The sequence below is a fragment of the Haladaptatus rarus genome (genome assembly GCF_054177585.1).
In genome coordinates, this window is sequence record NZ_JBPEHG010000022.1 from 1 (window position 1) to 25,477 (window position 25,477).

Sequence of the window (25,477 nt, forward strand, 5' to 3'; positions counted from 1 at the left end):
AGACCGTATTCGCCAACGAGGGAACTCCGGTAAGCAATATACGGCGGGAGGACGCTTAAACTGTACGGCGCGTATCCCCGCCCTGAAGGGCGAGGCTTTGCGCCTGTTCCTACGTAAAACGAGGCGATGCGAGTTCGGTCGAGCAGAAGGTCGCCGGTATCCGGTCGGCACTCGCGGACACATTCGATAACGGGTATCCAGTCTGCCGTGACGAACTCATCGCTGCCGTGACGACATAGCCGCAGACAACGACGAAAAAGACGGCTCTGTTGAAAACCCTCAACCGGTGATAGGTTTCAGCGGTCGTGCTGCATACAGGGCGCAAATGCAGCACGCCTCTGATCTCGACCAAGGGGGGGTTGGGTTGCTCAGTGCGAGAAAACCTGTTTCAGATTCCAGCTGAATTGGTCGTTCAACAGTTCTCACGTCCATTATATCAATATATCATATTATTCATTTGAGTGTGGTGCTCACAGCAATTGACGACTGCAATTACACTCCATAGAATGTGAAAACGGCTCTTGCACGCCAAGAACGTGAGATAGAAGGACTTTATTCGTTCAAGCGTCGCTTGAGTGCGGCTGCACCCCCAATGCTGACGAGTGCTGCAATCACCCCGAATCCCGGTTGGTTCGTTTCCGTCGTGGTAGACTGAGCAGTCGACTCATCGTCTTCGCCGGCCACGAAACTATCGCTCGGTTGTGTTGTTTGGGTGCCGCCACCGCCGCTGGTCGCCCGCGACGTATCAGTGGTCATAATCGTGGTTGTCGACGTCGATGAGGCGGTCACGCCGAGATCGGCAAGCGCGGTGCGGAGCGTGACGATGTCGATGTTTCGGTCTTTGGCCATCTGAATCGCCATCCGGATTCGCTCCGGCGGGAGCCGTTCTTGCCACCAGCTGTGCCCACCCAGAATGCCGAGCGTGTCGGCAGCGGCGACCTCGTCGAGGAACGAACCGAGTTCGGGTTTCGTCATCTTCCCGCGGCGGAACATCGCCCTCGAGAGGTGGGGAAGCTGAATCTCGTTGGCATGGTGAATCTGGGCTCGCCCACCAATCGCGAGCCCGCCGTTCGCAACCGCAGTGTAGTACTCGCCCGCGAGTTCTTGGGTACGTCCCCCGTAGCCCCCATACGGCATGACGATGTTCGTAACAGTCACGCCGTGTTGTTCGAGTTGCTGTTTCGACTCGCCGAGTGCATAACGTAGTATGTCGTCCGTGTAACGTTCGGTGACACCGTCGCTGGCGGTGAACGCCTGCCCGACCGGTGAGTCGAGTTTCACGAACTCACCTCGTCCGTCGGAGCCTTTCCCAGCCACCGTGACGGTCGTTGAGTCAGATCCATCGCTGACGACGAGCGTATCGTCCGGAATTTTCCCGTGGAGATTGGTCTTCACGTAGAGTTTTTGATCATCTGGGTCGATGTCGCGCGTTACTTCGATATCTCCCAGTGCGCGGTGCTTGACTGAGTGGGACATGATTTCCCAGCCCGCGTCCTCAAGGGTTCGGAGTTGGGTGGCACTGAGATTATCGCTATTCCCGACACTGGCCGCTGGCACGGCTGAACAGCCAGGTACGCCTTCTTTGCGGTGGGCTTTCTGATATGTGTGCGTGAAGTCCTTGACGGGGCCATCGTCGTATGTGAACACCAGTTTGCCGTTCGTTTTGGCAGCAGTGACCGGCGTCCCAGCGACCAGTGTGGTGCCGGCGATGGCCATGCCGCTCCGGAGAACAGCGCGACGTGTCGTCACTGATGTGTTCTCACTCACTCGCGCTCACCCCGGTGAGTGCCGGTGCCCGCTAGCGAGCGGAGCGCTCGGACAACGCGCGTTTGCTCGGCGACCTGGCCACCCGTCAGTTGGATGGTGTGGACGCCGCTCGCCAGTGCTTTACCGGTTTCCGCAGCGAAATCCCAACTCGGTCGCTCGACGCGTTGGAAGTGGGTTGTCGACCAACGGCTGGGATGTGCGAGCAGATATACAGCCGGACAGTCGCCAGACTCGAGTGCGTGTCTCACATCGTCAGTCGAGTGGATTGCACCGAAGCCAGGGACGGACGCGTCCCAGTCGCGACCAGTATCAGAGAAGTACACCCGATCGCTGGTACCGTCGGCGGCGGCCTCGATATCGTAAGCTTTCCCAAGAAGGTCGTAATCGGCTGGCGTCCGGGCGTCCTTCCACATATCCGTATTCAGGTGTGGGGAGAGCGGGCTCCCATGCGAACAGACGGTGTCGATGGTAACGTGTTGGCGGAACGAGACGAGGTTGGCCGCGAACCGGGCGTGGGCCCGGTTCATGTCACCACGAGCTTTTGCCAAGTCCTCGTAATGATACCCAACTTCATGACCCGCCGTTTCCATTCTGCGCGCGATTGTGGGGTCGAACGTGCTCGTCCGGAAGTAGTACGTTGCATCGATGCCCAGTTCGGTTTCGAGTCCGGCCATCGCTACCGCATTCCCGATGCGCCGATCCACATCGTGGCGGAGCACGATCGACGGGGTTTCGATGGAGTCCGCGGTGAAGAACTCGGCCACGGTGTAGAAGTTGTAGTTCTGGTCGAGGGCCGTTTCTAGCAGGTGCCTATAGTCTGACAGGCTGAATCCGGCTAATTGCATGGGTACATGCCGAAATATTAGTGAAGGCTTATTTGTTATGTGGTAGGTACTAACGAAATAAGCGTGGCCTTCTCGCCATGTACCATTTCTTACAAGCTGCAACTAACTGTATAGGGACAGTCTTCCTCGCTCAATTCATTCTTTCAAACGTCAAACATTCGTATGTTTTCTTTCTACGGTCGCTCAGTCAGTTCTTGCAACCGATGGCTAACCAGGTAGGCTTTCCATTCTCTTCGAGATTAGGTTCGAAAACGGGAGACTGAACTCGGGCCAGTGAACTACCCCGCTCTACTGCGCTACTCGACCTTCGGCCTGCGTTGCTCCTTGAAGACGGAGGCTTAGCGCCTGCATTCAGCTAAAACACTGGGTGTACGAAAATGTCGGCAGGTGCTCATTCAAGAACCTTCCCAGAAGTGGCATTTGATCCGTTGGGAGAGGAACTCGAGTTGCCTCCTCTTGGACACAGAATTCTCATTTTGTAGTCAGAGAGGGCTTCTTCTGTTTGATAGCCGTGCGCTTCTGGTCGAGATGGGTCTGTCGCCAGAGTTCGATCGTCGTGAGAGCCGAGATAATCTGCATGTTATCAGTCTTCCCGCTCAGATGGGCCTGCTGGATGTCACGAATTGCGTCCGCGTCGAATAAACGCCGGTCACAAGCCGCTTCCAAGAGGTCGTTAATGAACTTCTTCATCTCCGGGTGTTGCCGATACCATTCTCCCTGCATGGTGTCCCGTGACTTGGTGAACCGGTTTTTCAGATGCGTTACGACGAACCCTGCCGCCTGCAATGGCAACGAGTACGTTGGTGGCAACCCAGTCCGGTCATACGGAATATGATTGACGTCTCCCCCGACTTCGCGCATGACCTGGAGTTTGAGAGGGGCGACACTGTACGGCGCCTTTCCGTTCGTAAACGGGAGCGTTCGCTGTCGATATGCATTCAGCGGCATCTTCGCAATGTGATCGAGGAACGCTCCATCAACAAACGGTACTCGCGTTCCGGTTTGACTACGATAGAGTTTGTTGCCTCGGAAGTGGCCATTGGCGATAATCCGCCAGTTCGCATCCAGTGTCTTGTACTCAGGGTTGTCGTATGGGCTGGTTTCTAAGACTCTCCTGAAAGATGCTTTCGGGGTTATATCTTCGGTGATGAGTGCCTTGACATCGTCCGCCGAGACCATACGCTTGAGCTCGTACACTGCCTCTACCGGGGTCTTTTTCCGAAGATAGTGGAGGTTCATCACGTCACCGAAGAACTCTCCTTGCCCGCTCGCTTCGAGTAACACATCGATGTGGGCTGGGATATCGTTCAATGCAGCAGGGAGGTTCACGTAGAACGACCACTGGTTCATTCCGTCCATGAGATCAACACCCTTCTTGATTGCGTCGAGGCAGCCTGACGCCGTGTACTCACAGATCTGATGGTCGATATCGAGAGCATCAGCAACGTTCGCTGCACCTTCACAGTCGTTCCCCCAATGTGAGGCGTATGTATACGCGTTGAATGAGTCGACTTCGTCGTTGAGGACTGCTGCCATGGTTCGGCTATCGAGACCACTCGAAAGCCAGAGTCCGACTTGTCCGCTGACGGAATCTACAGCGTTCGCTAGCGCGTCGCGGTATCGGTCAACTGCTTGCTCAACGTAATCGCTTTCAGACGCCAATCCAAAGCTGGGACTCCAGTACCGCTTGCGTGAGACAGTTCCATTAGCGTACTTGACATATGTTCCGGGGGCGAGCGAATGAACGTCCGTAAGAAGTGTCTTTTGCCCGATGACGTACCCCATCAACAGTACGTCGCTGACCGCTTGCCTGTCTAACTGCGGGTCATCGAGTTGGGTGAGGAGGGCTTTGAGTTCGGTTCCAAAGAAGAATCCATTCGCAATTGTGTAGTAACACGGGCGTGATGCGAGTTTGTCAGTCGCCACGACGAACGACCCGGTTTGATCGGCGCACGCCAGCACGAAGGGGCCATCGAGTTTCGGGAGCACGGTAGCCGGACGGTCGAGGACTGCTCGAACGATCTCGCCCATATCCATTCCAAGGTTGGCTTTGTTCGAAATCACCCCATGCAGCATGCCCATCCGTCTGCGACCTCGCCAGACGGTATGGCCAGCAGGATCTTTTTCACCATGATTGATGCTAGTTAGACCGTACCTTCGTCCAACGAGGGTCTCTTGCTGGTACCAGTCTTCGTGCTGCATCGACTCCGCCATCGCGTCGAGAGAGCGACTATCAACCGTACCGCCGGTTAATCCTGGCATGAACCGAAAATACATAGCTGCCTATATTGTTATGCATAAATTGAATGAATATTAGGATCCGGTTGTAGCATTCGATAGGCAAGAATTAATCAGGAGATAGCTGAAACAACAGACCTGATATCGAGAAGACCACTCGCCGTTACCAACCCTCCCCAGACAACCACCCCGAGCACAACAACCCCGGCAAGTGAGAGGATTCCCGAGATGTACTGGGTGGCAATCACGACCGCGATACTCATGCCAACGGTAACCGCGCTAATAGAGCTGATCGGGTGTAGGAGGCGACCGACGGTAAGTGACACTTCGCGATGCATGATGTAGAGGTTCGCCAACGTATAGATGCTAAACGTAGCGACGGTGGCCATGGCGGCGCCCGCCACTCCAAATTCTGGAATGAGCAGCACGTTCAACCCGCAATTGGCGATGGCCGTGGCCATTTTCGCAATTGCCCGTGAGCGTGCCCGTCCGAGATAGTCGAGCGCGTCCGTCGTGATGCTGTTGAGAGCCTGTAAGACGATGTACGCACTGAAGATTTGGAGGACAGGAACGGCGCCGAGATATGCCTGGCCAAAAATAAAGCGAACGGCAGGTTCGGCAACAAGAATGATTCCAGTTGCGGCAGGCAGATACAGGACGAGCATGTGCTGGAGAGTCGTTTCGTACAGGCGAGCTGCCTGCTCGAGTTGGTCATTGGCTTTCTGTTTTCCGTACGTTGGTGAGATGGTGAATCCCAGCGATCCCGCAGGAACGAGCATCGTCATCGAAATTTGCTTTGCCAAGGTGTAGTAGCCGACAGCGATCGGATTGAGGAAAAATCCGATAAGAAGAGTGTCAACCCTGTACGTGAGAATGTTTGCGCTCCGGGTCACTGTGAGCGGGATGCTGTATTCAAAAATTTTGCGGGGGAGGCTTGGTTCAAGGGACTCGGTTTTCTCGAACGTAGTGTAAAATCGCGTATACAGGATGAAGAATGCGGTGGCCGTGGCAAGGGCCGCAGCTACCGTATATCCTACCAGGACGCCGATGCCGCCCAGTCCAAAGCCAAGAACGAAGATGAGGGCAAAAATAATTCGACTCACATGTTGGACAGTCTGTGTGCCGGCACTCCAGACAACGCGGTCGAACCCCTGGAAGAGAACGCTACTAAACGCGGTGAACGAGTGGAAACCCATGTAGAGAACGCCGAGTAGGAGGAACGGCGTCAGGGCGGGGTTGTCGAAAAACGATGCGATGTGGGTGTGCATTAGGAGAAGGCCGATGCCAACGATGGTGAACAGAATCAGGCGATATTTGAGCGCGGTTCGAAGAATATGCGGAATTTGTGTGGGGTCTGATTCCTTGAATTCGGTGATGTAGCGCGCAGCGGATTTTGCGAGACCCAAGTCACAGAACAATTGAAACACACCGAGAATGGCGAGCGCAAGAAAGAGGAGGCCATACTCAGCCGGTTGCAGGAGAAACTGTGTCAAAAGAACCATCAGCAGTCCATTGGCGACGATGCGCACGACACGCGCCACGAACGTCATTTTTAGACCTATCCCGATATGATCCTGAAGCGTCATTTTATGGATTAGTGATATACTGGTTTATTTGTCTGGTCTCAGTATGGCCTGCGGCGCAGAGACGCCGATGTGGAGGTTCCATGATCTGCTGGAGGTAACTCGGCACAGTTCCTCTGGGAAGGGGGCTTGGGACAAGTATCGAATCGGGGGGTGACCGTGCGTTCAAAAGCCAGTGTTCGTCTACCAGGAATTAGCTGGACGCTGGTTCGTTGCATCATCTCAAGTAGTATAGTAATGACTTCTTAGTTTGTTATGTGGTTCCTACGCTCTGGTCAGCACCACATGACGGGTTCTCGTACGGTAACGGAGGTTACCTCCTCCGAATCGTCTCGCGTCCACGGGCTGTATACGCTCGTCTTCTGGGAAAATCGGACGAGTGCTATCGATGGGTTTCCGGAGCAATTCGCCGTGGTTGTGGTGGAGTCGCACGGCGAGAACAACATCATCTAGTGGGCGACCGCCAACTGTGCCGGGTCGGCTGTCACTGGACTGTGAGTCTTAGTGCCTACCTGCGCGACATCGGAGGTGTCCACGCCGGGTATTCGTGCCAATAGGACGGTGAACTGAAATTTGAAGGAACAAACTTCTCGCGCCTGAAAGCAATTCGTGGTGGTTCTGAGTCCAGAACGGGGGAGCTAGTAAATGTACGCTCTCTATTCAGCACGACGTTTGTGACAGCGACTGGGTAAGTCATCGCACTCGTGCTGAATACAAAGCGCAAGTCGGTCACTTCGATACTGTCAGGATTCGAGTGATTGGGTCGGTGGAGGGAAGCATCTTGACATCCTCCCCGCCCTGAAGGGCGAGGATTCCTCTCGTTGAAGTCTCAGTCGTCCTGAGATTCCACGGAGGCAACTTTCCCGCTCATAGCGGTACTCTGGTTTGTGTACTCCTCGTTGGTCGTTGTCTCCACCGCGATGGAGGGCGGGCTATGGTGTTCCCGCCAGTTGTGATTGTTCCACTTGAGGTACACGGGCCGTGCCATCGACCCAACCGCGTTGTTCTGCCGTCTCAGGAACGATTCCGACGCCACGAGATCCGCGTGCCCCTCGAACCCGCACGGACACGTCAGCGTGTCTTTATGGCGAACAGTCTCATCGCGCTTTCCACACTTGGGACACGTCTGACTCGTCCACGCTTCGGACGCTTCTTCGACCATGATACCGTACTCTTCGAACACGCTTTCGAGGCGATTGATGAACCGGCGGTACGCCCAGAAGTTGTGCGTCTTCTCGTTCACGCGAGGCGACCAGTGCGACGAGAGAACACCTTTGATGTCTCCGACGTACAGCATCGAAACCCCATCGTCATAGAGTTGTTCCACGAGGTCGCGCACAAGGCTGTCTTGAGCGTTATTTCGGCGGTTTGTTCGTTTTCGGTACAATCGGTCGATGCGCTTGCTGGACTTGCGCTGGTCTTCGAGGAGCGACTGGTAGTGTGCGATTCGTTCCGTGGTTTTGCGGAACTCTTCGAACAGGTCGCGTCCTTCATACAGGTATTGAGAGCCGGTCGATACTGTGCAGGCGACGAGGTTGTTCGCGCCAACGTCCAGAGCGGCTGAATGGTCAGCCAGTGGTGAGTCCAGTCGAGAATCAGGGACGGTGACTGGTTGGAAAGCCCTGAACGTATCTGCGAGTTCGTCGTACACAAGTTCGAGTCGACCCTGCTCGCCGTTCCACTTGGGGTTGCCTGCGACTTCGAGGCGAAGTCGTTCTCTGTACCCGAAGCCATATTCTTCTTTGAGTTCGGAGCCAATCGGGACTTCAAGTCGGGAACGCCTTCCGAACTTGATGGTATACTGGTCGTTGCGAACGTAGGTGCGAAGCACCCGTCCATCTTCCTCGCTGCCCCAGTATCCCGGTGGCGACGGTCGCTCTTCGAGTTTCCCGGCGTGATATTTCTCGTTGAGTTTGAAGAACGATCGCCACGATTCCGAATTTTTCCGAATGATTTGCTGGGCGACCGAACTGCTGAGAACGCCCTTGTACTTGCCTTCGAGACTGCCAGTATCGGCGTCCCAAACGCTTTCGTCATCTTCGAGGAAGGCTTGGCGGCGAGCGTAGTTCGTCTCGTTCCAGAGACTCGCAGAAGCGTCCAACCAGCGAACGAACACCTCACGCTCCTTGTTGGAGCGAGGGCGAACGTTGAACTGGTTGGCTCGCTTCATCACCAGTTCCTACGAAATGTTCGGTTGTAAAGGCATGGATTAGCGTGGGAGACTCGGCCCTGTCACCGTCCGGTTGATTGTGGAGAATATTGTCGGATTCATCCCCGCCCTGAAGGGCGGAGATTTCTCCTTGATTCTCCGTAACCGACGGAGACCGAAATTGCGCCGGTCTGTAGGATTCTCCACGAAAGCCCAGCAACAGATGTACTGCTTATTTGAGCGGTCCAGCGAGAGGTGCACCAATGACTGACGCGTTCGCAGACAGAACTCTCGCTGAGCACCGACGCGTTTTCGAGAGGATATGGTGGCAAAACCCCGAGCGACAGAACGAGATGTCCTCGTCCTGGTGGTTTTTCATCCTGTTTCCAGAGGGAGAGGAGGGCTACGGGCCGAAACAGCTCATGTTCTCGATAGCTGCCTGTGTGGGCGACGAGAGCCGTGTGAACGACCTCCCGCCTCAGGGAATGGACGCTAACCGCCCCGTCGTCGACGGTGTGGACAGATTCAACGCGACGACGGTCGGCTGGACCGGCGACGACGAAGTGGTCCACGACCACGTCGTCAGGCAACCAGCCGAAGCGGTGCTCTCTCGCAAGGACCAGCGTCTCGAAGCCTGGGCAGACCGCGAGGACGGCACCAGACGCGGAAGCGAAGTGGCAGCGCTCTCGGACCGCCTCCTCGGTCTGAGAGCCCACGTCGTCGGTGATGACGTCGAGGCGGAGTTCGAGGCGTGGGGCGACCTCGACTCGAAGATGACCTCACCACACCACTCACTGGATATCGACACACCGCTGGGTGGCGCCGAGGTTGTGGCCTGGCGCCGGATGGAGTTCGAAGGGGAGTTCGACCTGCCCGACGGCCCCGAGACGCTCTCCGGGTCGTGTTACTTCCAGCACGTGTGTTTCGACATGCCGCTGTTACCCTGGAAGTGGGTATGGGCGATCTTCCCGGATGGGACCTCGTTTTCGGTGTTGATCCCGTTTATCGGGCCACAACTGTTCCGACGGGGGTACAAGTTCTTCTCCTCGAACAGACTCGAACGCCTGACGATACCCCTTCGACAAGACGGATTCTGGAACTGGGGCTCGAAAGATGGGCACGTCGAGTTTGATACGGCTACTGTCGAACCACTCCTGGGCACTGGCGAGCACCCTGACTTCGACGTTCGCGTCGAGAATGAGGCGGGCGATTATGTGCGGTTCGTTGCCCGAACCTATGGCCATGCTCGAAACTGGCTCGATCGTCCGAGAGTCGGTGGTCGGCTTGCGTCTCACTGGAGTTACAACGAGTTCATGTTCCGGATGACCGGACTCACCGGACACGTCGGCGGCACGTCGATCGACGCCGAGTCGATGGGTACCGGATTCGGAACGTTGGAATATAGTACCGGGCTGGGACTGTGAACCACCGATCATTCCACAAGTTCGACAAGAGGTTTCGATATCCGTGCAAGATACAGAGCGCGTATCGGGTACTGACCACCTGCCAACTGGGAAGGGGTCTGTTCGACCGACACAGAGCGTGCGTGAATTGCCCTACTCTTCGGCCTGTCCAGCGGGTGTTGCCGTCACGTCGGTGTCGGTATTCCCGCCTCGATGCGTATGGTGCGCCTCAGTCGGTGGCGTCCCGGTTCGTTCGACGCGGACAACGAACCCTCGCAGGAACGCATCATCCTGCATCGAGGGATGCGCGATTCCTTGTCTCCAAGCCGTTCGATGACTTGCGCTCCGTGGCGAACTTTCGCCTTCCCAATACTCTTGCGAAGTTGCTTGTACTGTTCTCGAACGTCTCGAACACGCTTCCCGTGGAATTGCGTATCACGATCGGATAAGAACGTGCTGACAGCAATCCACTTCGACCCCATATCAACGGCGAGCACATCGTCGTATGCCTCGCTCACGGCCACAGACCGCGTACAAACGAGGTGGACGTACCAGTTGCCGTCGTCTCGGACGAGTTCGGAATCGCTGATGTACTCGTCTCTCATCAACGATTCGTCTTTTTCTGGGACGATAGCGGGACACCAAATCGAGTTCCCGTGACCTCGGTCAGGGTCGTAAATGGGAACTTTAAACCACCAATCAGACAGAATGGTATCGTCGTCCCGTTCGATGGTGATGCAGTCGTTGCGAAGGACAACTGGTTGGATGGAGTCCTTGCGTGGATTCTTGGTTGTGCGAACCTTGTCGGCTTGTTGAGCGGTCGCCGAATAGAGGTCGACGTCCTCGTCGCCGTGAACTGCGTGTTGGAACGCGGTCTGTTCACGGGTGAGGAGGTGCTCTTTCCGGTGCGTGAGCGAGTGGAGGCGAACACGGACGGTGGTCGTGACCGCTCGATACATCGGTTCGCTGTACTTCGATTAAGAGGATGAACGCCCATAAATTCACGGTGTGAGCAACCGGTGTTCCTATTGTCGTCGGTGGATTTTGTCGTGAGTTGTCGGATTCATCCCACGGCTAAAGCCGTGGGCTTTCTCCTTGAATCTCTGTAAGCGAACAGCGACCGTTCAATTAGACGAGAATCGACAACTCACATACACAGAATATGGGTGTGCAGATGGAATGCCAGTCGTCTTTCTCCATGGCACGCCCGGATCTCGCCGACTCGGAGAGCTTTTCGACACAGCGGCCCAGGAGCACGGAATTCGATTACTCGCGCCCGACAGGCCTGGTTATGGCCATTCCTCGCCGTGGCCAGCTCGCTCGGTACGTGACGCTGAAACGTTCGTCAGTACCGTCCTCGACGACGCCGACGTCCAGACCGCTGGTCTCATTGCATTCTCCGGTGGCGGGCCACACGCACTTGCGACAGCAGCGACACACACGGATCGGATCAACCGCGTCGATATCATCGGCGGTGCAACATCACCCGACGTTAGCGAGGAAACGCCCATGATACAGCAGCTTCTCGCGGGATTGGCGTCGAAAACGCCATTCGTCCTTCGGGGACTCTTCCGAGGACAGGCGTGGCTCGCAGATTACCTTGGCCCATCGTTCGTCGTCGCGCAATACACTGCAGAAGACACCGCCGAGTCGGTGCCCGACGATGCCGCAGAAATCGTCAAGGCGGATTTCATCGAGGCATTCACCCACCATCGCCGTGGCGCAGTCACTGAACTTCGTAATATAGCAACTGATTGGAACTTCCCGTTCGATGAAATCGGCACGGAGGTGTGTTTCTGGCACGGTGACAACGATACGAACGTACCAATCGCTAACGTTCGACGCCTCACAGCGCAGATGCCCACCGCCCAGTTACGCGTATTGGATGATGCGGATCACCTGCAGACGCTCCTTCGAAGTGTTCCGGACGTGCTGGAGGGGCACCGATAAACTGACGAAACGAACACCTTGGGCGTTCACGACGAGCATGCTGTTTTTCTGTCCCACTCGGTAACTGGGTGGTAGTCGGCGACAATGACGTAAATTATTTTATCTACGGAAAGATTATGACTCGCGAGAGTGTAGGAGTGTGTATGACCAAGTCACCAACTGATGGAGAAACCGGTTCAGAGCTGGCGTATGTCGAGCGGTGGAAGGAGCACACGACTAGCTTTGATCGAGTACGGTCGGTTGCGTTCGCACTGCAAGAACCACGGACAGCGGGGTGGATCGCCGACGAAGCACATGTTTCAGAGCCTACTACACGCGATCATCTTTCTCGTCTCGTGGATCTCGGGATTCTCGTCACCGACGATACGAGTGGCGGGCGAACGTACTACCCGGATCCGATTTACTCGCGGCTAACGGCACTCCGCGAACTCGTGGATGCGAATACAGCGGCCGAACTCGCTGAACAAGCCGCTGCAATACAGGGCGACATTGAGGCGTGGCAAGACGAGTACGGAGTGAGTGATCCGTCTAGCCTCCGAGCAACAGTTGCAGGTGAGGAACTCTCTGCTGACGAGGCTCGCACTCGACTCCGCCGAGCAGATGATTGGGCATCCGCGAAGTATCATCTCTCCCTGCTTCGAGATGCGATCGACCACTACGACACCTATACTGCTCGTCCCTCTGCCTCCGCATGACTGACCCGTTTGAATGGCCGGTTCTATCAACGTACCGAAGATCAGGACGCGATGCGAGAACGAGGGGCTCACTGTTGCGTCTTCGCCCGGATGGTGGGCCACCCACCCCAAACGAGTCGGCTGAGAAGCGCCATCGCATTCTTCGAGCACTGCGAGAACAACTTGACCGCCACCCGGCAATCACGAACGCATACGGCATTCCAGACGGGTATTATGCCGAAGTTCGGGCCACAATTGATCCCGAGTACTTTGGACGCGACGCTGACCAAGCGATGTTGCGGGTGTCATGGCAGCCGAATCCGACATTTCCACCGGGGACTGGGTTGGAAGACCGTAAACGGACGTCACTGAGCGCCAACTTTGCCTTCCATTACAGCGAATCTTCGGGGTTTGACTGTGGGTGGCATCTCGAACCGAACCCACACGTCAGTGGCCATCTCCACACTCAAGAACGAGAAACGCCAGATGAAAACTACGCATATTATGAGTTCACGCTTAACGCGACCTCGGCAGTCGGCGTGCTCTGGGAAGTACTCGACGCACTCGAAGCCCGTCTGCGAGAGAAGGAGAAATCGTAGAAGAGACCTATTTGACTAGCAGTGAACGCAAATATCTGAACTCCCGGTTGAATTATTGTACTTAATGACCATAAGAGGAGTGTGACATCCTCCCACGACTGAAGTCGTGGGCTTCCCACGCCCGGTTGCGTTGGTTTGGGAACCTCGGGTTTCCGACCCGACGCGCCGATGGGAGTGCCACGCCCCCGTTACTCCTATCCTGGGAAGGACTCAGAGGTACCTGCTTGTTTTGTGTCGGTCTGCGTGTCCGAGGGCTTACTTATTTGGTAAGGCAAACACCGAGTCAACTGCCAGTTTTCGGACTGTCAGAATCCGATGGGAAACCATCGAATCGACAAACCCAGATGCGTGGTGAGGGCACTCAAATCTATTGGTTTCAGTGTTTGAAACCGATGACGGCGATTCATCCCACGACTGAAGTCGTGGGTTTTCTCGCCTGCAACTCTATAACTGACGCACCGGGAACCGACGTGTGGGGGGAGAAAATACGAGTGCGTTCGACCGTGTTCGCTCGATCGCCCTGACGCTCTCGAAACCACGAACCGCCGACTGGATTGCCGATGAAGCCCTCGTCGCTAGAAACACTACCCGCGCCCATCTTCAGCGACTCGTCGAGATGAACGTTCTCCAGACTGTTTCGGGTGAGCAAGCAACGCTCTCTCAGCCTGACCCGCTCTACACGTGGATGCGAGCACTCCGTGACTTGCTGGACGACCGCGACCGCGATGAGCTTATCCAGTTGCGGACTGCTCTGCAAGAGCAGATTGAGTGACACCCAGTTTGACAACCCACCCACTAACGCACCCCCGGTCGAAAAATCTCCGAACGGCACACTCGGACACATCCAAATCGGCCACAGTGTCCCTGATGAGGCAATCACCAACGTTACATTCCAGTTCCGACTCTCAAAGGATCGCCTCAACAACCGGGGTATCAGCGCCTCTGATGTTGTGCTCTACCGATACCACGATGGAGAGTGGACCGCGTTAGCGACGACGGTCGCCGGGCAGACGGAGACGGGCATTCTCTTCCGAGCCGAGTCACCAGGGTTGTCTATCTTCGCCATCGGTACCCACCAGCCTACCGCCGAGATTCGAGTCGCCGATGCCACCCTTTCGACGACGGAAATCATGGCTGGCGAACAGATTACCGTGACCGTGGTCATCGAGAACCAAGGGAATGACACCGGCGAATTCACCGTCGATCTCTTCATCGATGATCAACGCGAGGACACGGTTCAGGTCACGGTCTCGCCCGGCAACACACAGACAGTCACCTTCCGCCCGCAGTTTGAGACGGCTGGCGAGTATGCACTCCGAGTAAACGATGTAGATGCTGGGCGACTGCAGGTCACACGAGAGACATCGTCTTCTAGCACCACAACCACTACTACCTCAAAAGGGACTGCGACGCCCTCCCCGAGTAGTGATACGAGCTCAATCCCGCTCACACAGGTCGGGATCGCTGGCACGCTGCTGGCTGTGATTGCTGGTGGGGCGTACGTGCTCCGGACACGTCGATGATGCAGTGAATCTCTTCAAATTCGACTATGACTTTCTATCTCTGATGAAGGTCGAAAGACAAGAGCAGACAGGGTTGAGTTCCCTCCAGCAGGCGGGACGTCAAATCGGCGATGTAACAAAAGCACTCGATGCACACCTTGCGGAGAGGAAGCCGACAACCACTGCATCAAAATGGAACCCGGCTGAAAACCCGTCTTACGGGGGTCAGCGGGCAACTGGGTGAGCGGTGGGTTTCTCGCTTTGCCCAGCCCCGTCAGCCGGAACGTACCCACGTGCCGGTCCGAATCGGCAGACCGGCGCATCAAAATCGGAGAAACACTGATACGATGCGATGACATGTGCCCTAAACTCGACAACCAAGGTGTGTGGCAGCATTTCTCCCCACTAAAGAGTAGGAAAGCGTCATTTATCACCATGTCGGGTCAGAACCTTCTTTCTCCGCTCTGCTCTGTATTGCTCACCGCGAGTCTCGCAGATCGAAATGCTGTCTGCAAAAAATCGGCCCGTTGGTCGGGAATAAGCACTTCCGGGGCTCAGTTATTCTCGCCGCAATTCACCCTCGGGATGACGTCAACGCCGGAGACGGTCGTCCCAGCCAATAGGTGACCGGTGAGCTGGCCGGCCACGGGGGCCGTCCGTGCACGAGAAGCCCGCATCGCGAATCCGGAACGTGACCAGCAAAACGCAGGGTAGTTCCCAGCGTGAGTGGCCACTACTTGGCATAGCGGATTCAGACATCCGCAGAGCGAATGGTTCGATTGTGTTGACATCCACCCACGACTGAAGTCGTGGGCTTTCTCCTCGATTCTCTGTAATTACACCTGCTGAGAACGTCAAATTCCCGGAAAGTTTTTATAAATATTGGTTGATTATGTGGATTGATGCCACACAACAAACCCACTAACCAGGGTTCGGATGAGCAAACTGGATCTACACTGGGATCGGGCAGACGACGGCCACTACTCAAGACACTCGGTGGATCCAGTCTCACGCTGCTCGCTGGCTGTCTCGGCGGGGGCTTCGGTGGTGGCGGTGACGATGGGCCAATCACGATTGGCTCGCTACAACCGCTTTCCGGGAATTTTTCACCCTGGGGAGAGGCACACTCCGCAGGCCTGCAATTCGCTATCGACGAGGTGAACGCCGATGGCGGAGTGTTAGGCCGCGATGTCAAGATTGTCGAAGCGGACACGAAGAGTGATCCTGCAGAAGGAGATTCGCTGTTCCGGCGCTTTGTAGAGCAAGACGGTGCCGTCGCGATGACCGGCCCGGTATCGAGCGACCTGGGAATCCGGACGGCACGGACGGCCGAGCAACTCGAAGTCCCGATCGTCTTTCACATGGCTGGCAGCCACAAAGCGCTTCGCAAGAGCTCACGGTACACGTTCCGCGCTGGGAGCCTCACAGCGATGATGGACATGCAAAACCAGATAAACCTCATCAAAGACCGAGGCTTCCAGAAGGTCGGAGCCATCATGGCCGATTACGCATGGGGTCAATCTGTCAATGAACAGATCAAAGAGCGCATGCCCAACAATATCGACCTGCACAGTACCGTCACGCCGCTCGGAGAGAGCAATTTCGGCACGTTCATCCGCGATATGCCGAAGGATCTCGAGATGATGATTGCGTCGGGCAATCCACCGGGACAAATAGCCATCCACAACCAATTGCGTGAACTCGGCTATAACCCAAAATTGACGACCGGTGCGGGCTTTCCACCATCGGTTCTGTTCGGCGGATTGGGGGCACAGAACGCAAAAACGTTCGGTCACATCCATATCGTCGACCCGTACGGCGATCAGTTCAAACAGGTGGCGACGCGGTTTGCCAACCAAAAGAACAAACGGATGGATACCCACGTCGGGCTGGGCTACGTTGCCGGGGAGTTGATCACAACAGCGATTAAAAACGCAGGAGAAGCCGACCCAGCGAAGATTGCGACCGAGATACGGAACATCGAACTGGATACGATACTCGCAGCCCCACTCAAGTACACCAAGTGGGGAGAGATTGACGATGTCGTCGCGATGATTAGCACCTTCGAGAAAGGCGGCCCGGACTATTACTCGGATGGTAAATTCAGCCTCGTCGAATACTCTCGCAGCGAGCCACTGAGTGCAGATATTGTGAAACCATATATCAAGAAAGATTGGTGATATCTCGCCGACCACCGTCGGTGCTTCTCCGCGAATCACTGAGAACGCCTCTCGAGTGTTTCCTCTCGATGGTCAACTCCGGAGGTACGACTGCTTGATACGGTCACTCGCCAGCAGTTCGTCTGCAGAATCCTCAGCAGCAACTCGGCCGTTCTCGAGGAGATACGCACGGTCAGCAAGGTTGAGGGCTTCGTGAACGTGTTGTTCAGTCAAAAGAACTGTCACCTCCTCGCTGATCGCTTCGACCTTGTCGAAGACTCGCCGTGCTAGCTTCGGTGCAAGCCCAACGGAGAGTTCATCCAGGGCAAGCACCTTGGGCTGTGCCATTAGCCCGCGAGCGATTGCGAGCATCTGTTGCTCACCGCCGCTCAGGGTGCCAGCGTTCTGCGTTCGACGCTCCGCAAGGACGGGAAACAGATCGAACACCTCCTCACGCGTCGTCTCGAATTGATCCCGGTGGCGGTACGCCCCCATTTCTAAGTTCTCCTCGACGGTGAGGTCATGGAACAGGTTTCGGGCTTCGGAAACGTGGACGAATCCTAACTCGACAATTTCGTCGGGGGTGAGCGTTGCTGTGTCTTGTCCAAACAACTCGATGGAGCCGTCATCGACCGCCAGCAGTCCAGACATCGTCTTCAGGAGCGTCGTCTTACCGGCCCCGTTCGGCCCGACGAGGGCAACGATTTGATCGTCGGTCGTAATCTCAATCGAGACGTCCCAGAGCACCTGTAACTCCTCATATGATACGTCGATATCGTCCACGTAGATCATGTGACCCCACCCAGATATGCCTGGACGACGCGCTCGTCGTCTCGTATCTCGTCAGGGGTTCCTTCTGCGATGAGCTGTCCCTCGTTGAGAACGAGGACGCGATCGGTACTGCCGAGGATGGCGTCCATGACGTGCTCGATCCAAAAGACCGAGATGTCGAGTTCGTCTCGGATTCGTTCGATTGTCTCGGTCAGTTCGCTGAGTTCTGCTGGTGTTAATCCCGAGCCGATTTCATCGAGCATCATTAACTTCGGTTCACATGCCAGCCCCCGAGCTAGCTCGATATGTTTCTTGTCGGCGATTGTTAGTTCACTAGCTTTGGTCTGTGCTTTGTCTTCCATCCCGACAAAGGAAATCGAACGATGTGCGAGTTCGTGTGCGTCAGCGAGGGATCGTTTCTCACCAGAGCCGAAGACCGCACCCGTCAGCACGTTCTCGAACACGGTCGACTCATTAAACGTCCGGACAACTTGGAACGTCCGGACGACGCCTCGGTGACAGATCTCGTTCGGCCGTTTCCCGGTGAGAGTCTCCCCACTGAGGACGACCTCGCCACCGTCGGGGTGGAGAATACCGGTGATCGTGTTGAAGAGTGTCGTTTTACCGGCTCCATTTGGGCCAATGAGTCCAACGATCTCCCCAGTATCAATGGTGAAACTGACGTCGTCTACCGCAATCAGCCCACCGAAGGACTTCCGTATACGGGAGACTTCAATCATTAATCAGGAATTGACCCTATCCGGTTTATAATTTTCCCTGCTATTGAATGTTGTAGGGACACAAACGGTGTTGAAGACGGCAAATACCGGGGGAAAATTTAAGAGTTGTAGAATACATGATTATTCAGGCACGTCCAACAGGGATGTCGAGGCAACCGATGGCGCTTTCAACACTACTCGAAATCACGATAGACGGGGTCGCACGCGGGATGCTATACGCGTTACTTGGGGCCGGTATAACGCTCGTCTTCGGCCTCGGGAGCGTGCTCAATCTAGCACTGGGTGTTTTTGCAATCATTGCGGTCATTACCAGTGTCGCCGTCCTTCCGACAGTCTCTCATCCGTTAGTGGCGGCGTTCGTCGGTATCGCCGCGGTCGGTGTTCTGAGCACGGTCGTCGACAAGGCGCTCCTCACGAGCGTGTACCGATCGGTAGGCGAAGAACGCGTTGTCGTCGGCATCTTCACGATGCTCGGGCTTGAAATCCTGTTGAGCGGCATTCTCTATGTCTACTACCCAGGGACGTACGCGCTCCCGTTCAATAGCGTCCAGATCCCAATTGGCGGCATCGAGGTACGGAGTTCGACCCTCCTCATCATCGCGGTCGCAGGGGCAATTCTGCTTACGCTCTTTCTATTTTTGCGTCGAACGTACCTTGGAAAAGCGACTCGAACTGTATTTCAAGACGAGACCGGTGCGTTGCTCTGTGGTATCGACCCGAGATCGATTCGCAGCCTGATTTTCGTACTCAGCGCGGTCCTGGCAGCCACTGCCGGCATTCTCTGGAGTCTCCAATCGACGGTAACCGTCTCTGCTGCATTCGAAATCACAATCTTCGCAATCATCGTCTCCATCGTTGGCGGCGTTCGGAATATCAAAGGAACCGTCGCTGCCGGTATCGTGCTTGGGCTTGTTGCCACGTACGCGAATTACTTCATCGGGTCGTATTTCTCGAGTGTGATTTTGTTCTCTGTCGCGGTCGCCGTTCTCATCGCTCGCCCGGAGGAAATAGCATGAGCAATCAAACCGCTGTCGACGAGGAACGACTGAGTGGGTCAACCGAGTTCCGGACAGTTGTGGCCATCGTGGCCATCCTCGCACTGCTTCCGGTCGCCTTCGATATGACTGCGACCTATATCGCACGGCTGCTCGTCCGATTCCTGATATTCGCATCGTTCGCGGTCGCACTCAATATCGTCTTCGGACACACCAATCAGTTGTTCCTGTTCGTCGGAGCCATAGCTGGTGTCGGGGCGTACACGACCGCGATTCTTGCCGACATCGCCGGTGTCTCGCCCTGGCTGGTTTTTCCAGTGGCGGGAATCGTCGCCGGAACAATCGGCTTGCTCGTGAGCTACGTCGCCGCTCGCCGGAAGATGACGGTGATCGTCATCGCGATTCTTACATTAAGCATTCAGATGGCCTTGAGCGAGATTTTCATCGGTGCAAGAGACATCACCGGCGGGAGTACTGGCATTCCCTTCAACGGGTTAGAGGTGCCGTTCATCGTAGACGCGCTTGGCGTGAGTCAAGAAGTCGTAACATACTACATGATGTTCGTGTTCCTCACCGGAATTCTCGTGCTCTACTGGTGGCTCCGGAACTCGAAATACGGACTGGCGTTCAAGGCGATTCGTCAGGATGAGATCGCCTCTGAGGCTGCCGGAATCAACGTCATCAAGTACAAAGTCATCGCCGGGGTCATCGGCGCGACGATAATTGGACTCGTCGGGCCACTGTACGCCTATTCAGGACAGTATATCCTCCCGTCGATGTTCTCGTTTCAAACCGTCGACGTCATCGTCCTGATCATGCTTGTCCTCGGCGGGATGCGGACACTCCTCGGGCCTCTGCTCGGTGCTGGACTCATCATCTATATCAACGAACTGCTCCAAGATGCCGGACAGTGGCGGACAGCCGTCCTCGGGGGCCTTCTAATCGTGCTCTTTGTTTTCTTCCGTGAAGGCATCGTTCCGAAAGCCCGAACCGCGTGGGACAGCAAATCCGTAAAATCCGTCGTCGCAACCGTTAGTGACCGTCGTGCGAATCGGTAACATCCTCTCCCGCGACCAATACCGGACCTTAGTGACAGCAGGTTACCATCAATCCTGACAAAAACGTTATTCTATTGCAAGGGTGTGAGTAGAGTACACATATGTCACAATCTAGTCGGCGTGGCTCGACAGCAGGAGCGATTCGATGAGCGAGATTTTCGAGGCGGTCGTCGAGTATCCGGATCGGATCCTCTACGACGGGACGATACGCACAGTTGACGCGGAGGATAGTGTGGTTGAAGCGGTTGCCATTCGAGACGGCCGATTCCTTGCTGTCGGTGACACCGCAGATATTCGCACGCTCGCAGGCCCCAACACCGTCGAACGCGACCTCGACGGACGAACCGTCATCCCGGGGCTCATCGACTCACACATCCACCTCCGACAAGTTGGGATGGATCTCGACCGAGTGACGCTCTTCGATGCGCGACGTATCGACGATGTCCTCGACGCGATTGGAGCGGAAGCCGATTCCCTACCCGACGGCGAGTGGGTACTTGCTGGATGGGGCTGGCACGAAAGTCAACTCGAAGAGAATCGGTTGCCGACGCGCTCACAGCTCGATAAGGTTGCTCCCGACAACCCCGTGTTCATCCCTCGCGGTGCTCACGTCGCGGTCGTGAATAGCGCCGGACTCGACCGGGCAGGAATCGATGCGACGACCCACGATCCGGACGGAGGCACCATCGTTCGCGACCCAGACACCGACGAGCCAAACGGCGTCGTCTTGGAAACCGCTCGGACGGAGTTGGTTGAGCCAGTACTGCCAGACCACGAGTACCAGGATTACATCGCCGATATCGAGCGAGCAATGGCTGAGTTAAACGCTCGCGGTGTCACCGCAGCACTTGAGCCAGGACTCGAGCGTGAGGAACTACGGGCCTTCCAGCAAGTTGCTGTCGAAGGTAACGCGACGGTGCGGACGGATGCACTGGTGCGGGTATACAGTGCCAAAGATGTGCGGGATGCTGGGAGCTACTTTTATCGGGGGTTTGGTGATGACCTGCTGAAGGTCGGTGGCGTGAAATACATGCTTGATGGCGGCGTTGAGGGTGCTCGTCTCTCCGAACCGTACCGCGTTGTCGAGAACGTCCAGGAACAAGACGATTATCACGGCCACTTCCTCTTGCCCGAGGGGGGAATCGACGAACTCCACGAGATGTACCGACTCGCTGCTGAGCGTGGCCACCAAGTACAGACACACGTCGTCGGTGATGCGGCTATCGACACGCTACTCAGCGCGTATGAAGCCGCAAGTGAGGTTCGAGATCTCACTTCCCTTCGGTGGACTGCGATGCATGTGTTCCTGCCGAAAGACGAACACGTCGAACGGATGGATGATCTTGGAGTGCTCCCGACCGTCCAGAACCATTCGACATATCTCGGTCGGAATATGGAACTGCTGTGGGGAGAAGAGCGGGCCGCTGCTGCGATTCCGATTCGGACACTGTTGGACAAGGGTAAGCGAGTCGGTGGGGGGACAGACGCGCCTGTTGTTCCGTGGTTCCCATTTGAATCTCTCTGGTGGATGGTGACGAGAGAGACGGTTACGGCAGGTATGCTCGGCCCCGAGGAAGCGATCACCCCGAGTGAAGCTCTGCGTCTGTGGACTCGTGATGCGGCCTACACGATGCACTGGGAGGACGAGATCGGGTCGATTGAACCAGGGAAGCGAGCTGATCTGGCCGTCCTTGACAGGGACATCATCACCTGTCCCGAAGACGAGATACGCGAGACGACCGTCGAACTCACCCTCCTCGGTGGGGAGGTTGTCTACACAAATAGAGACTGATAGACTCAGTAATCACTATGGAATGATAGCTTCACTCGATGGCTTCAAGGACAACTTCTTTAGCCTCGAAGTCCTCGACGAACGCTCCCCGCCCGCCGACGGTGAACGTCCCTGACCGAGATTCGATGATGAGTGAGTTTTCAACCGGGAAGGAGTTATTGACTGGCTTCACCATTCCCTGGCGCACACCGACCACCCGACCATCGATCTCGTCGAGTTCTCCATCTGAACGTGTGGCTCGCCCACGAACCCGGGCGTCGAATTCCGTGCCAGCGCGAAGCTGAAGCGTTGCCTGGAGGACGGCGTGTCGGAAGTCAGTATACGTCCCGAGCTCGTCGTCGGGGTCAGTGACGTACACTTCCTCAGCACTCGGCCAGTAGTTGCCGAAAAACGACCCTGCCATGACCGGTGCGAGGTATTCCTGAGTGAAGGTAATAGCTCGCTCGTCGCTGTTCGATCGGGAACTCATCTTCGACGGTGCGAGCAAGCTCGAAACCTGATCAGCGACTACCATCGTTGGCATGGGTTCTCGCCATGCCCGGGCAACGCTCGCGAGTCCATCGAGCGCTACATCAGCGTCGGACTCCATCCCAGTGACGACGAGTAACACGAGGATATCTCGGTCAACGACCGTGCGAAGTTCTTCGCTCACTTCTGAGAGAATTGCGTGCGGAACCGAGAGTATGACCTCTTCATCGGCATCAGACACAAGCTTCCGGATGCGCTTGAGAACGGTTACCCGAGATTTGATGGTCTCGAACCCCTCGGTCTGTGGTGCTGTCCGTGAGTACCGGGATTCGAGTTCTGGCCGCATCGTCTCCAGATCCTGTGAGAGCGCACCCAGCACCTTCTCCGGCGGGTTTGCGCGGATGGTCGTCGGCACTGTGTGATCGTTCACCGAGACGAATCCACGGCGTTCAAGTTCCTCACTGGCGCTGTAGACGTACCGCTTGGACACGCCAGCATCATTTGCAATTTGGCTGGCCTTCGCCTCGCCGTGTTCGAGTATCGTCAGGTACGTATCGACCTCCTTGTCCGAGAGTCCAAATTGGTGGAGCACCTCGACAAGTGGTGACTTACTCATAGCGCCTCCTTTCGCAGGAGTGCACTTACCTTCCTCGGTAATGACGTTTCTCGGGTGATGAGGGGCCTCATCTTCTCACTCGCCTCGTAGGATGACCACGTTGTCAACCTGGATTTGGTTCTCGACCGAGACATCCTCTCCAGTGAGTAGGTCGGTCGTCCCGACCGACTCGATACCGACAGTGTGTGGCTGTGAGTCGAAATTGAGGAGGACAATCAACCGCTCGTCACCGGCTTCAGTTTCACGCACATATGCGATAACAGCGTCACTGTCGCTGTCATAGTCAACACGCTCAACGTGGTTCGATTGCAACGCCGGATGCTCTCTGCGTGCACGAACGAGCAACCGATGGAAATCGGTGAGGTCGGCGTCGCCGTCGTGCCAGCGCATCGTCCCGCGTGATTCCATGACGCCTCGCTCCTGTCCGTAGTAGATCATCGGGACGCCGGGAAGAGTGAACGTGGCGGCTGCAGCCGCTCGGAGTGCTGCCTCCCCGTACTCTGCGAGATAGCGTGACTCATCATGATTTTCGACATACCGCATGTGCAGTGCGGCATCAGGGAAGCCTTGCCAGCGAGCATCGGCGAGGGCGTCGAACAGGGCATCGGCGGGTTCGTCACCGGCCCCGATTTCTCGGAGGGTTCCGTAGAGCGTAGTATCGTAGTGGACGTCGAACTCGTTTTCATGATAATCAGGGCGACGAGGGATGGTTTCGTCCATCAAGAGGAACTCAGCATCCGTGGCTTTCACCCGGTCACGAACTTCCTTCCAGAAGCTATGTGAGACGCCCCATGCGACGTCACACCGAAAGCCATCGACGGTCGATGCCCACTCTTCAACCACGTCGAGCATCCACTGACGAACTGAAAGCGAGTCGTAATTGACGTTCGGGATGCGAGTCCAATTAAAATAATAGCCGGGTGCGTCGTCGCCCGCCCAATCAACATCCGAGATTTCTCTTTCGGTGGGCATCCGTTCGTAGTAGTCGGCGTACTCATCGACTCCGGCGGCGTGGAGTTGGAAGGCAGGGTGGTCGCGGGAGGTATGGTTGATGACGAGGTCGAAGACGACGCGAATGCCCAACTCGTGGCAGCGCTCGACGAGTGAGGTAAACGCTTCGCGGGTGCCAAGGTCAGCCGCAGTGTCGAAATAATCAGTGATGTGGTAGCCGTGCTTGGTCGGACTAGCAAGTACTGGCGTCAACCACACAGTGTCGACGCCAAGCGACGGAAGGTACTCCACCCGGCGTTCGAGTTCCTCGAACGTCGTGTCGAGCGTCTCACCTGCAAATGAACGAACGAATATTTCGTACAACACTGCGTCGTTCGCCCACTCCGGTGGGTCATTCGGCCGCGAGACGGAGATGTCGCCGTCTGCAGCATCGAGGACGATGGTATCAGCGACGCTGTGGCGCTCCGCGACTGCGACCGCGTGAATCCGAGCAAGGGCGGGGAGGTGCGATTTGGGAACACGGAGTTCAGGGCCGTCGATTTCAACCGCAACCGTATCAAGTTCGTCTCGGTCGTCGAGATAGAACTCCACATCAGGAGAGGATCCGTCGGGTGCTGCTTTTGCCGTCGCAGTCACGACGATCTCATCACCATCGGTGGTCGCATCGAGGTGGACGAGCGGTCTTCCTGGCCCATCAACAGTTGTTTCAGCACGACTCGACCGTTCGAAGTCATTGCCGACGATGAATATAGCGTCGTGGTCGTCGGGCACGAGGTCGAATTCGATCACGTACGCGTCTTTCTCACGGCGCGGTCGACTCTTTCCGAGCGTGTAGTCGTTGAATGGGGCGATCACTGAGATTTCGTCCGGGTCAGCTTCGCCGAGGTCTTCTACAGGGAGTTCGAAGCGCGCTGGGCGTCGTGGGTCGGGGAATGCTCGGACGGTTTGTTGGTGGATGCCGTCAGGCGCATCAAGTTCAAATCGATAAACGCCCGGTTCGTCAGGCATAAAGTGGACTACCGGGTCGGCACCGATGGTAACTTGGCTGTCTTCGGGTCGTTCAACCACTGACCACGAGAAGGTTGCACTCGGATCTGGGTTACGCGGGGCAAGTTCGACCGACGCGCCGACGTGAGCGAATCGTGGCGGGCCGGGATGGTGGGTGCGTGGGCGCTGCATACACACAGGGTGTGAAGCGACCTGCTTGATAGTTACGT

The 25,477-nt window shown here is 56.3% G+C and carries 20 protein-coding genes and 1 pseudogene; 11 read left to right on the forward strand and 10 right to left on the reverse strand.

Annotation, left to right across the window (positions count from 1 at the left end):
• Positions 1-552: 552 nt before the first annotated feature.
• The 4 genes from ACR3FE_RS24995 to ACR3FE_RS25010 form a co-directional block, all read right to left on the reverse strand.
• Positions 553-1,767, reverse strand: a complete 1,215-nt coding sequence (locus ACR3FE_RS24995; RefSeq protein WP_458210562.1) for a polysaccharide deacetylase family protein — start codon at positions 1,765-1,767, stop codon at positions 553-555.
• Positions 1,764-2,612 (reverse strand): polysaccharide deacetylase family protein, encoded by an 849-nt coding sequence (locus ACR3FE_RS25000; protein ID WP_458210563.1) that lies wholly within the window; start codon positions 2,610-2,612, stop codon positions 1,764-1,766. Before ACR3FE_RS25000 ends, ACR3FE_RS24995 begins: the two co-directional genes overlap by 4 nt.
• Positions 2,613-3,083: 471 nt before the next feature.
• On the reverse strand, positions 3,084-4,874 hold the full coding sequence (locus ACR3FE_RS25005) for an asparagine synthase-related protein (RefSeq protein ID WP_458210564.1): 1,791 nt from the start codon (positions 4,872-4,874) through the stop codon (positions 3,084-3,086).
• Between the two features lie 89 nt (positions 4,875-4,963).
• Entirely contained in the window at positions 4,964-6,436 is a 1,473-nt protein-coding gene (locus ACR3FE_RS25010) for a flippase (RefSeq protein ID WP_458210565.1), read from the reverse strand.
• A gap of 282 nt (positions 6,437-6,718) precedes the next feature.
• On the opposite strand from ACR3FE_RS25010, the gene ACR3FE_RS25015 reads away from it, so the two are divergent.
• Positions 6,719-6,886 carry a hypothetical protein gene (locus ACR3FE_RS25015; RefSeq protein ID WP_458210566.1) on the forward strand — a complete coding sequence of 56 codons (168 nt, stop codon included), beginning with the start codon at positions 6,719-6,721 and terminating at the stop codon, positions 6,884-6,886.
• Between the two features lie 376 nt (positions 6,887-7,262).
• Here ACR3FE_RS25015 and ACR3FE_RS25020 read toward each other — a convergent pair whose 3' ends face one another.
• A complete protein-coding gene (locus tag ACR3FE_RS25020) occupies positions 7,263-8,603 on the reverse strand; it encodes an RNA-guided endonuclease InsQ/TnpB family protein (RefSeq protein ID WP_458210567.1) in 1,341 nt (446 codons plus the stop codon).
• Positions 8,604-8,845: 242 nt separating this feature from the next.
• On the opposite strand from ACR3FE_RS25020, the gene ACR3FE_RS25025 reads away from it, so the two are divergent.
• Complete coding sequence (locus ACR3FE_RS25025) at positions 8,846-10,006, forward strand: hypothetical protein (protein ID WP_458210568.1); 1,161 nt, start codon at positions 8,846-8,848, stop codon at positions 10,004-10,006.
• A gap of 284 nt (positions 10,007-10,290) precedes the next feature.
• Here the strand turns inward: ACR3FE_RS25025 and ACR3FE_RS25030 are convergent.
• Positions 10,291-10,944 (reverse strand): annotated as a pseudogene (locus tag ACR3FE_RS25030) (RNA-guided endonuclease TnpB family protein); the annotation flags it as partial.
• Between the two features lie 220 nt (positions 10,945-11,164).
• On the opposite strand from ACR3FE_RS25030, the gene ACR3FE_RS25035 reads away from it, so the two are divergent.
• The 6 genes from ACR3FE_RS25035 (at position 11,165) to ACR3FE_RS25060 (ending at position 16,890) form a co-directional block, all read left to right on the forward strand.
• On the forward strand, positions 11,165-11,935 hold the full coding sequence (locus ACR3FE_RS25035; RefSeq protein WP_458210569.1) for an alpha/beta fold hydrolase: 771 nt from the start codon (positions 11,165-11,167) through the stop codon (positions 11,933-11,935).
• Between the two features lie 143 nt (positions 11,936-12,078).
• Positions 12,079-12,630 carry a winged helix-turn-helix domain-containing protein gene (locus tag ACR3FE_RS25040; protein WP_458210570.1) on the forward strand — a complete coding sequence of 184 codons (552 nt, stop codon included), beginning with the start codon at positions 12,079-12,081 and terminating at the stop codon, positions 12,628-12,630.
• Between the two features lie 74 nt (positions 12,631-12,704).
• A complete protein-coding gene (locus ACR3FE_RS25045; protein WP_458210571.1) occupies positions 12,705-13,208 on the forward strand; it encodes a hypothetical protein in 504 nt (167 codons plus the stop codon).
• A 472-nt stretch (positions 13,209-13,680) separates the two neighbouring features.
• A complete protein-coding gene (locus tag ACR3FE_RS25050) occupies positions 13,681-13,980 on the forward strand; it encodes a DUF7342 family protein (protein ID WP_458210572.1) in 300 nt (99 codons plus the stop codon).
• Positions 13,973-14,731 (forward strand): PGF-pre-PGF domain-containing protein, encoded by a 759-nt coding sequence (locus tag ACR3FE_RS25055; RefSeq protein WP_458210573.1) that lies wholly within the window; start codon positions 13,973-13,975, stop codon positions 14,729-14,731. The genes ACR3FE_RS25050 and ACR3FE_RS25055 overlap by 8 nt, the downstream gene beginning before the upstream one ends.
• An 881-nt stretch (positions 14,732-15,612) precedes the next feature.
• Positions 15,613-16,890 (forward strand): ABC transporter substrate-binding protein, encoded by a 1,278-nt coding sequence (locus tag ACR3FE_RS25060; RefSeq protein ID WP_458210574.1) that lies wholly within the window; start codon positions 15,613-15,615, stop codon positions 16,888-16,890.
• 72 nt (positions 16,891-16,962) lie between these two features.
• On the opposite strand, the gene ACR3FE_RS25065 is transcribed toward ACR3FE_RS25060, so the two are convergent.
• Both ACR3FE_RS25065 and ACR3FE_RS25070 read right to left on the reverse strand, forming a co-directional pair.
• Positions 16,963-17,661, reverse strand: coding sequence for an ABC transporter ATP-binding protein (locus ACR3FE_RS25065; protein WP_458210575.1), 699 nt, complete (start codon positions 17,659-17,661; stop codon positions 16,963-16,965).
• The gene (locus ACR3FE_RS25070) at positions 17,658-18,380 is read right to left on the reverse strand and encodes an ABC transporter ATP-binding protein (RefSeq protein ID WP_458210576.1); all 723 of its coding nucleotides are present in this window, start codon (positions 18,378-18,380) and stop codon (positions 17,658-17,660) included. Before ACR3FE_RS25070 ends, ACR3FE_RS25065 begins: the two co-directional genes overlap by 4 nt.
• 158 nt (positions 18,381-18,538) lie before the next feature.
• On the opposite strand from ACR3FE_RS25070, the gene ACR3FE_RS25075 reads away from it, so the two are divergent.
• From ACR3FE_RS25075 to ACR3FE_RS25085, 3 genes are all read left to right on the forward strand, one after another.
• Positions 18,539-19,396 (forward strand): branched-chain amino acid ABC transporter permease, encoded by an 858-nt coding sequence (locus tag ACR3FE_RS25075; RefSeq protein WP_458210577.1) that lies wholly within the window; start codon positions 18,539-18,541, stop codon positions 19,394-19,396.
• A complete protein-coding gene (locus ACR3FE_RS25080; RefSeq protein ID WP_458210578.1) occupies positions 19,393-20,433 on the forward strand; it encodes a branched-chain amino acid ABC transporter permease in 1,041 nt (346 codons plus the stop codon). The genes ACR3FE_RS25075 and ACR3FE_RS25080 overlap by 4 nt, the downstream gene beginning before the upstream one ends.
• A 145-nt stretch (positions 20,434-20,578) precedes the next feature.
• Positions 20,579-22,225, forward strand: a complete 1,647-nt coding sequence (locus ACR3FE_RS25085) for an amidohydrolase (RefSeq protein WP_458210579.1) — start codon at positions 20,579-20,581, stop codon at positions 22,223-22,225.
• 31 nt (positions 22,226-22,256) lie between these two features.
• Here the strand turns inward: ACR3FE_RS25085 and ACR3FE_RS25090 are convergent, their stop codons facing one another.
• Together ACR3FE_RS25090 and ACR3FE_RS25095 are read right to left on the reverse strand one after the other, a co-directional pair.
• On the reverse strand, positions 22,257-23,309 hold the full coding sequence (locus ACR3FE_RS25090) for a TrmB family transcriptional regulator sugar-binding domain-containing protein (protein WP_458210580.1): 1,053 nt from the start codon (positions 23,307-23,309) through the stop codon (positions 22,257-22,259).
• A 75-nt stretch (positions 23,310-23,384) separates the two neighbouring features.
• Positions 23,385-25,439, reverse strand: a complete 2,055-nt coding sequence (locus ACR3FE_RS25095) for an alpha-amylase family glycosyl hydrolase (RefSeq protein WP_458210581.1) — start codon at positions 25,437-25,439, stop codon at positions 23,385-23,387.
• Positions 25,440-25,477 lie beyond the last annotated feature (38 nt).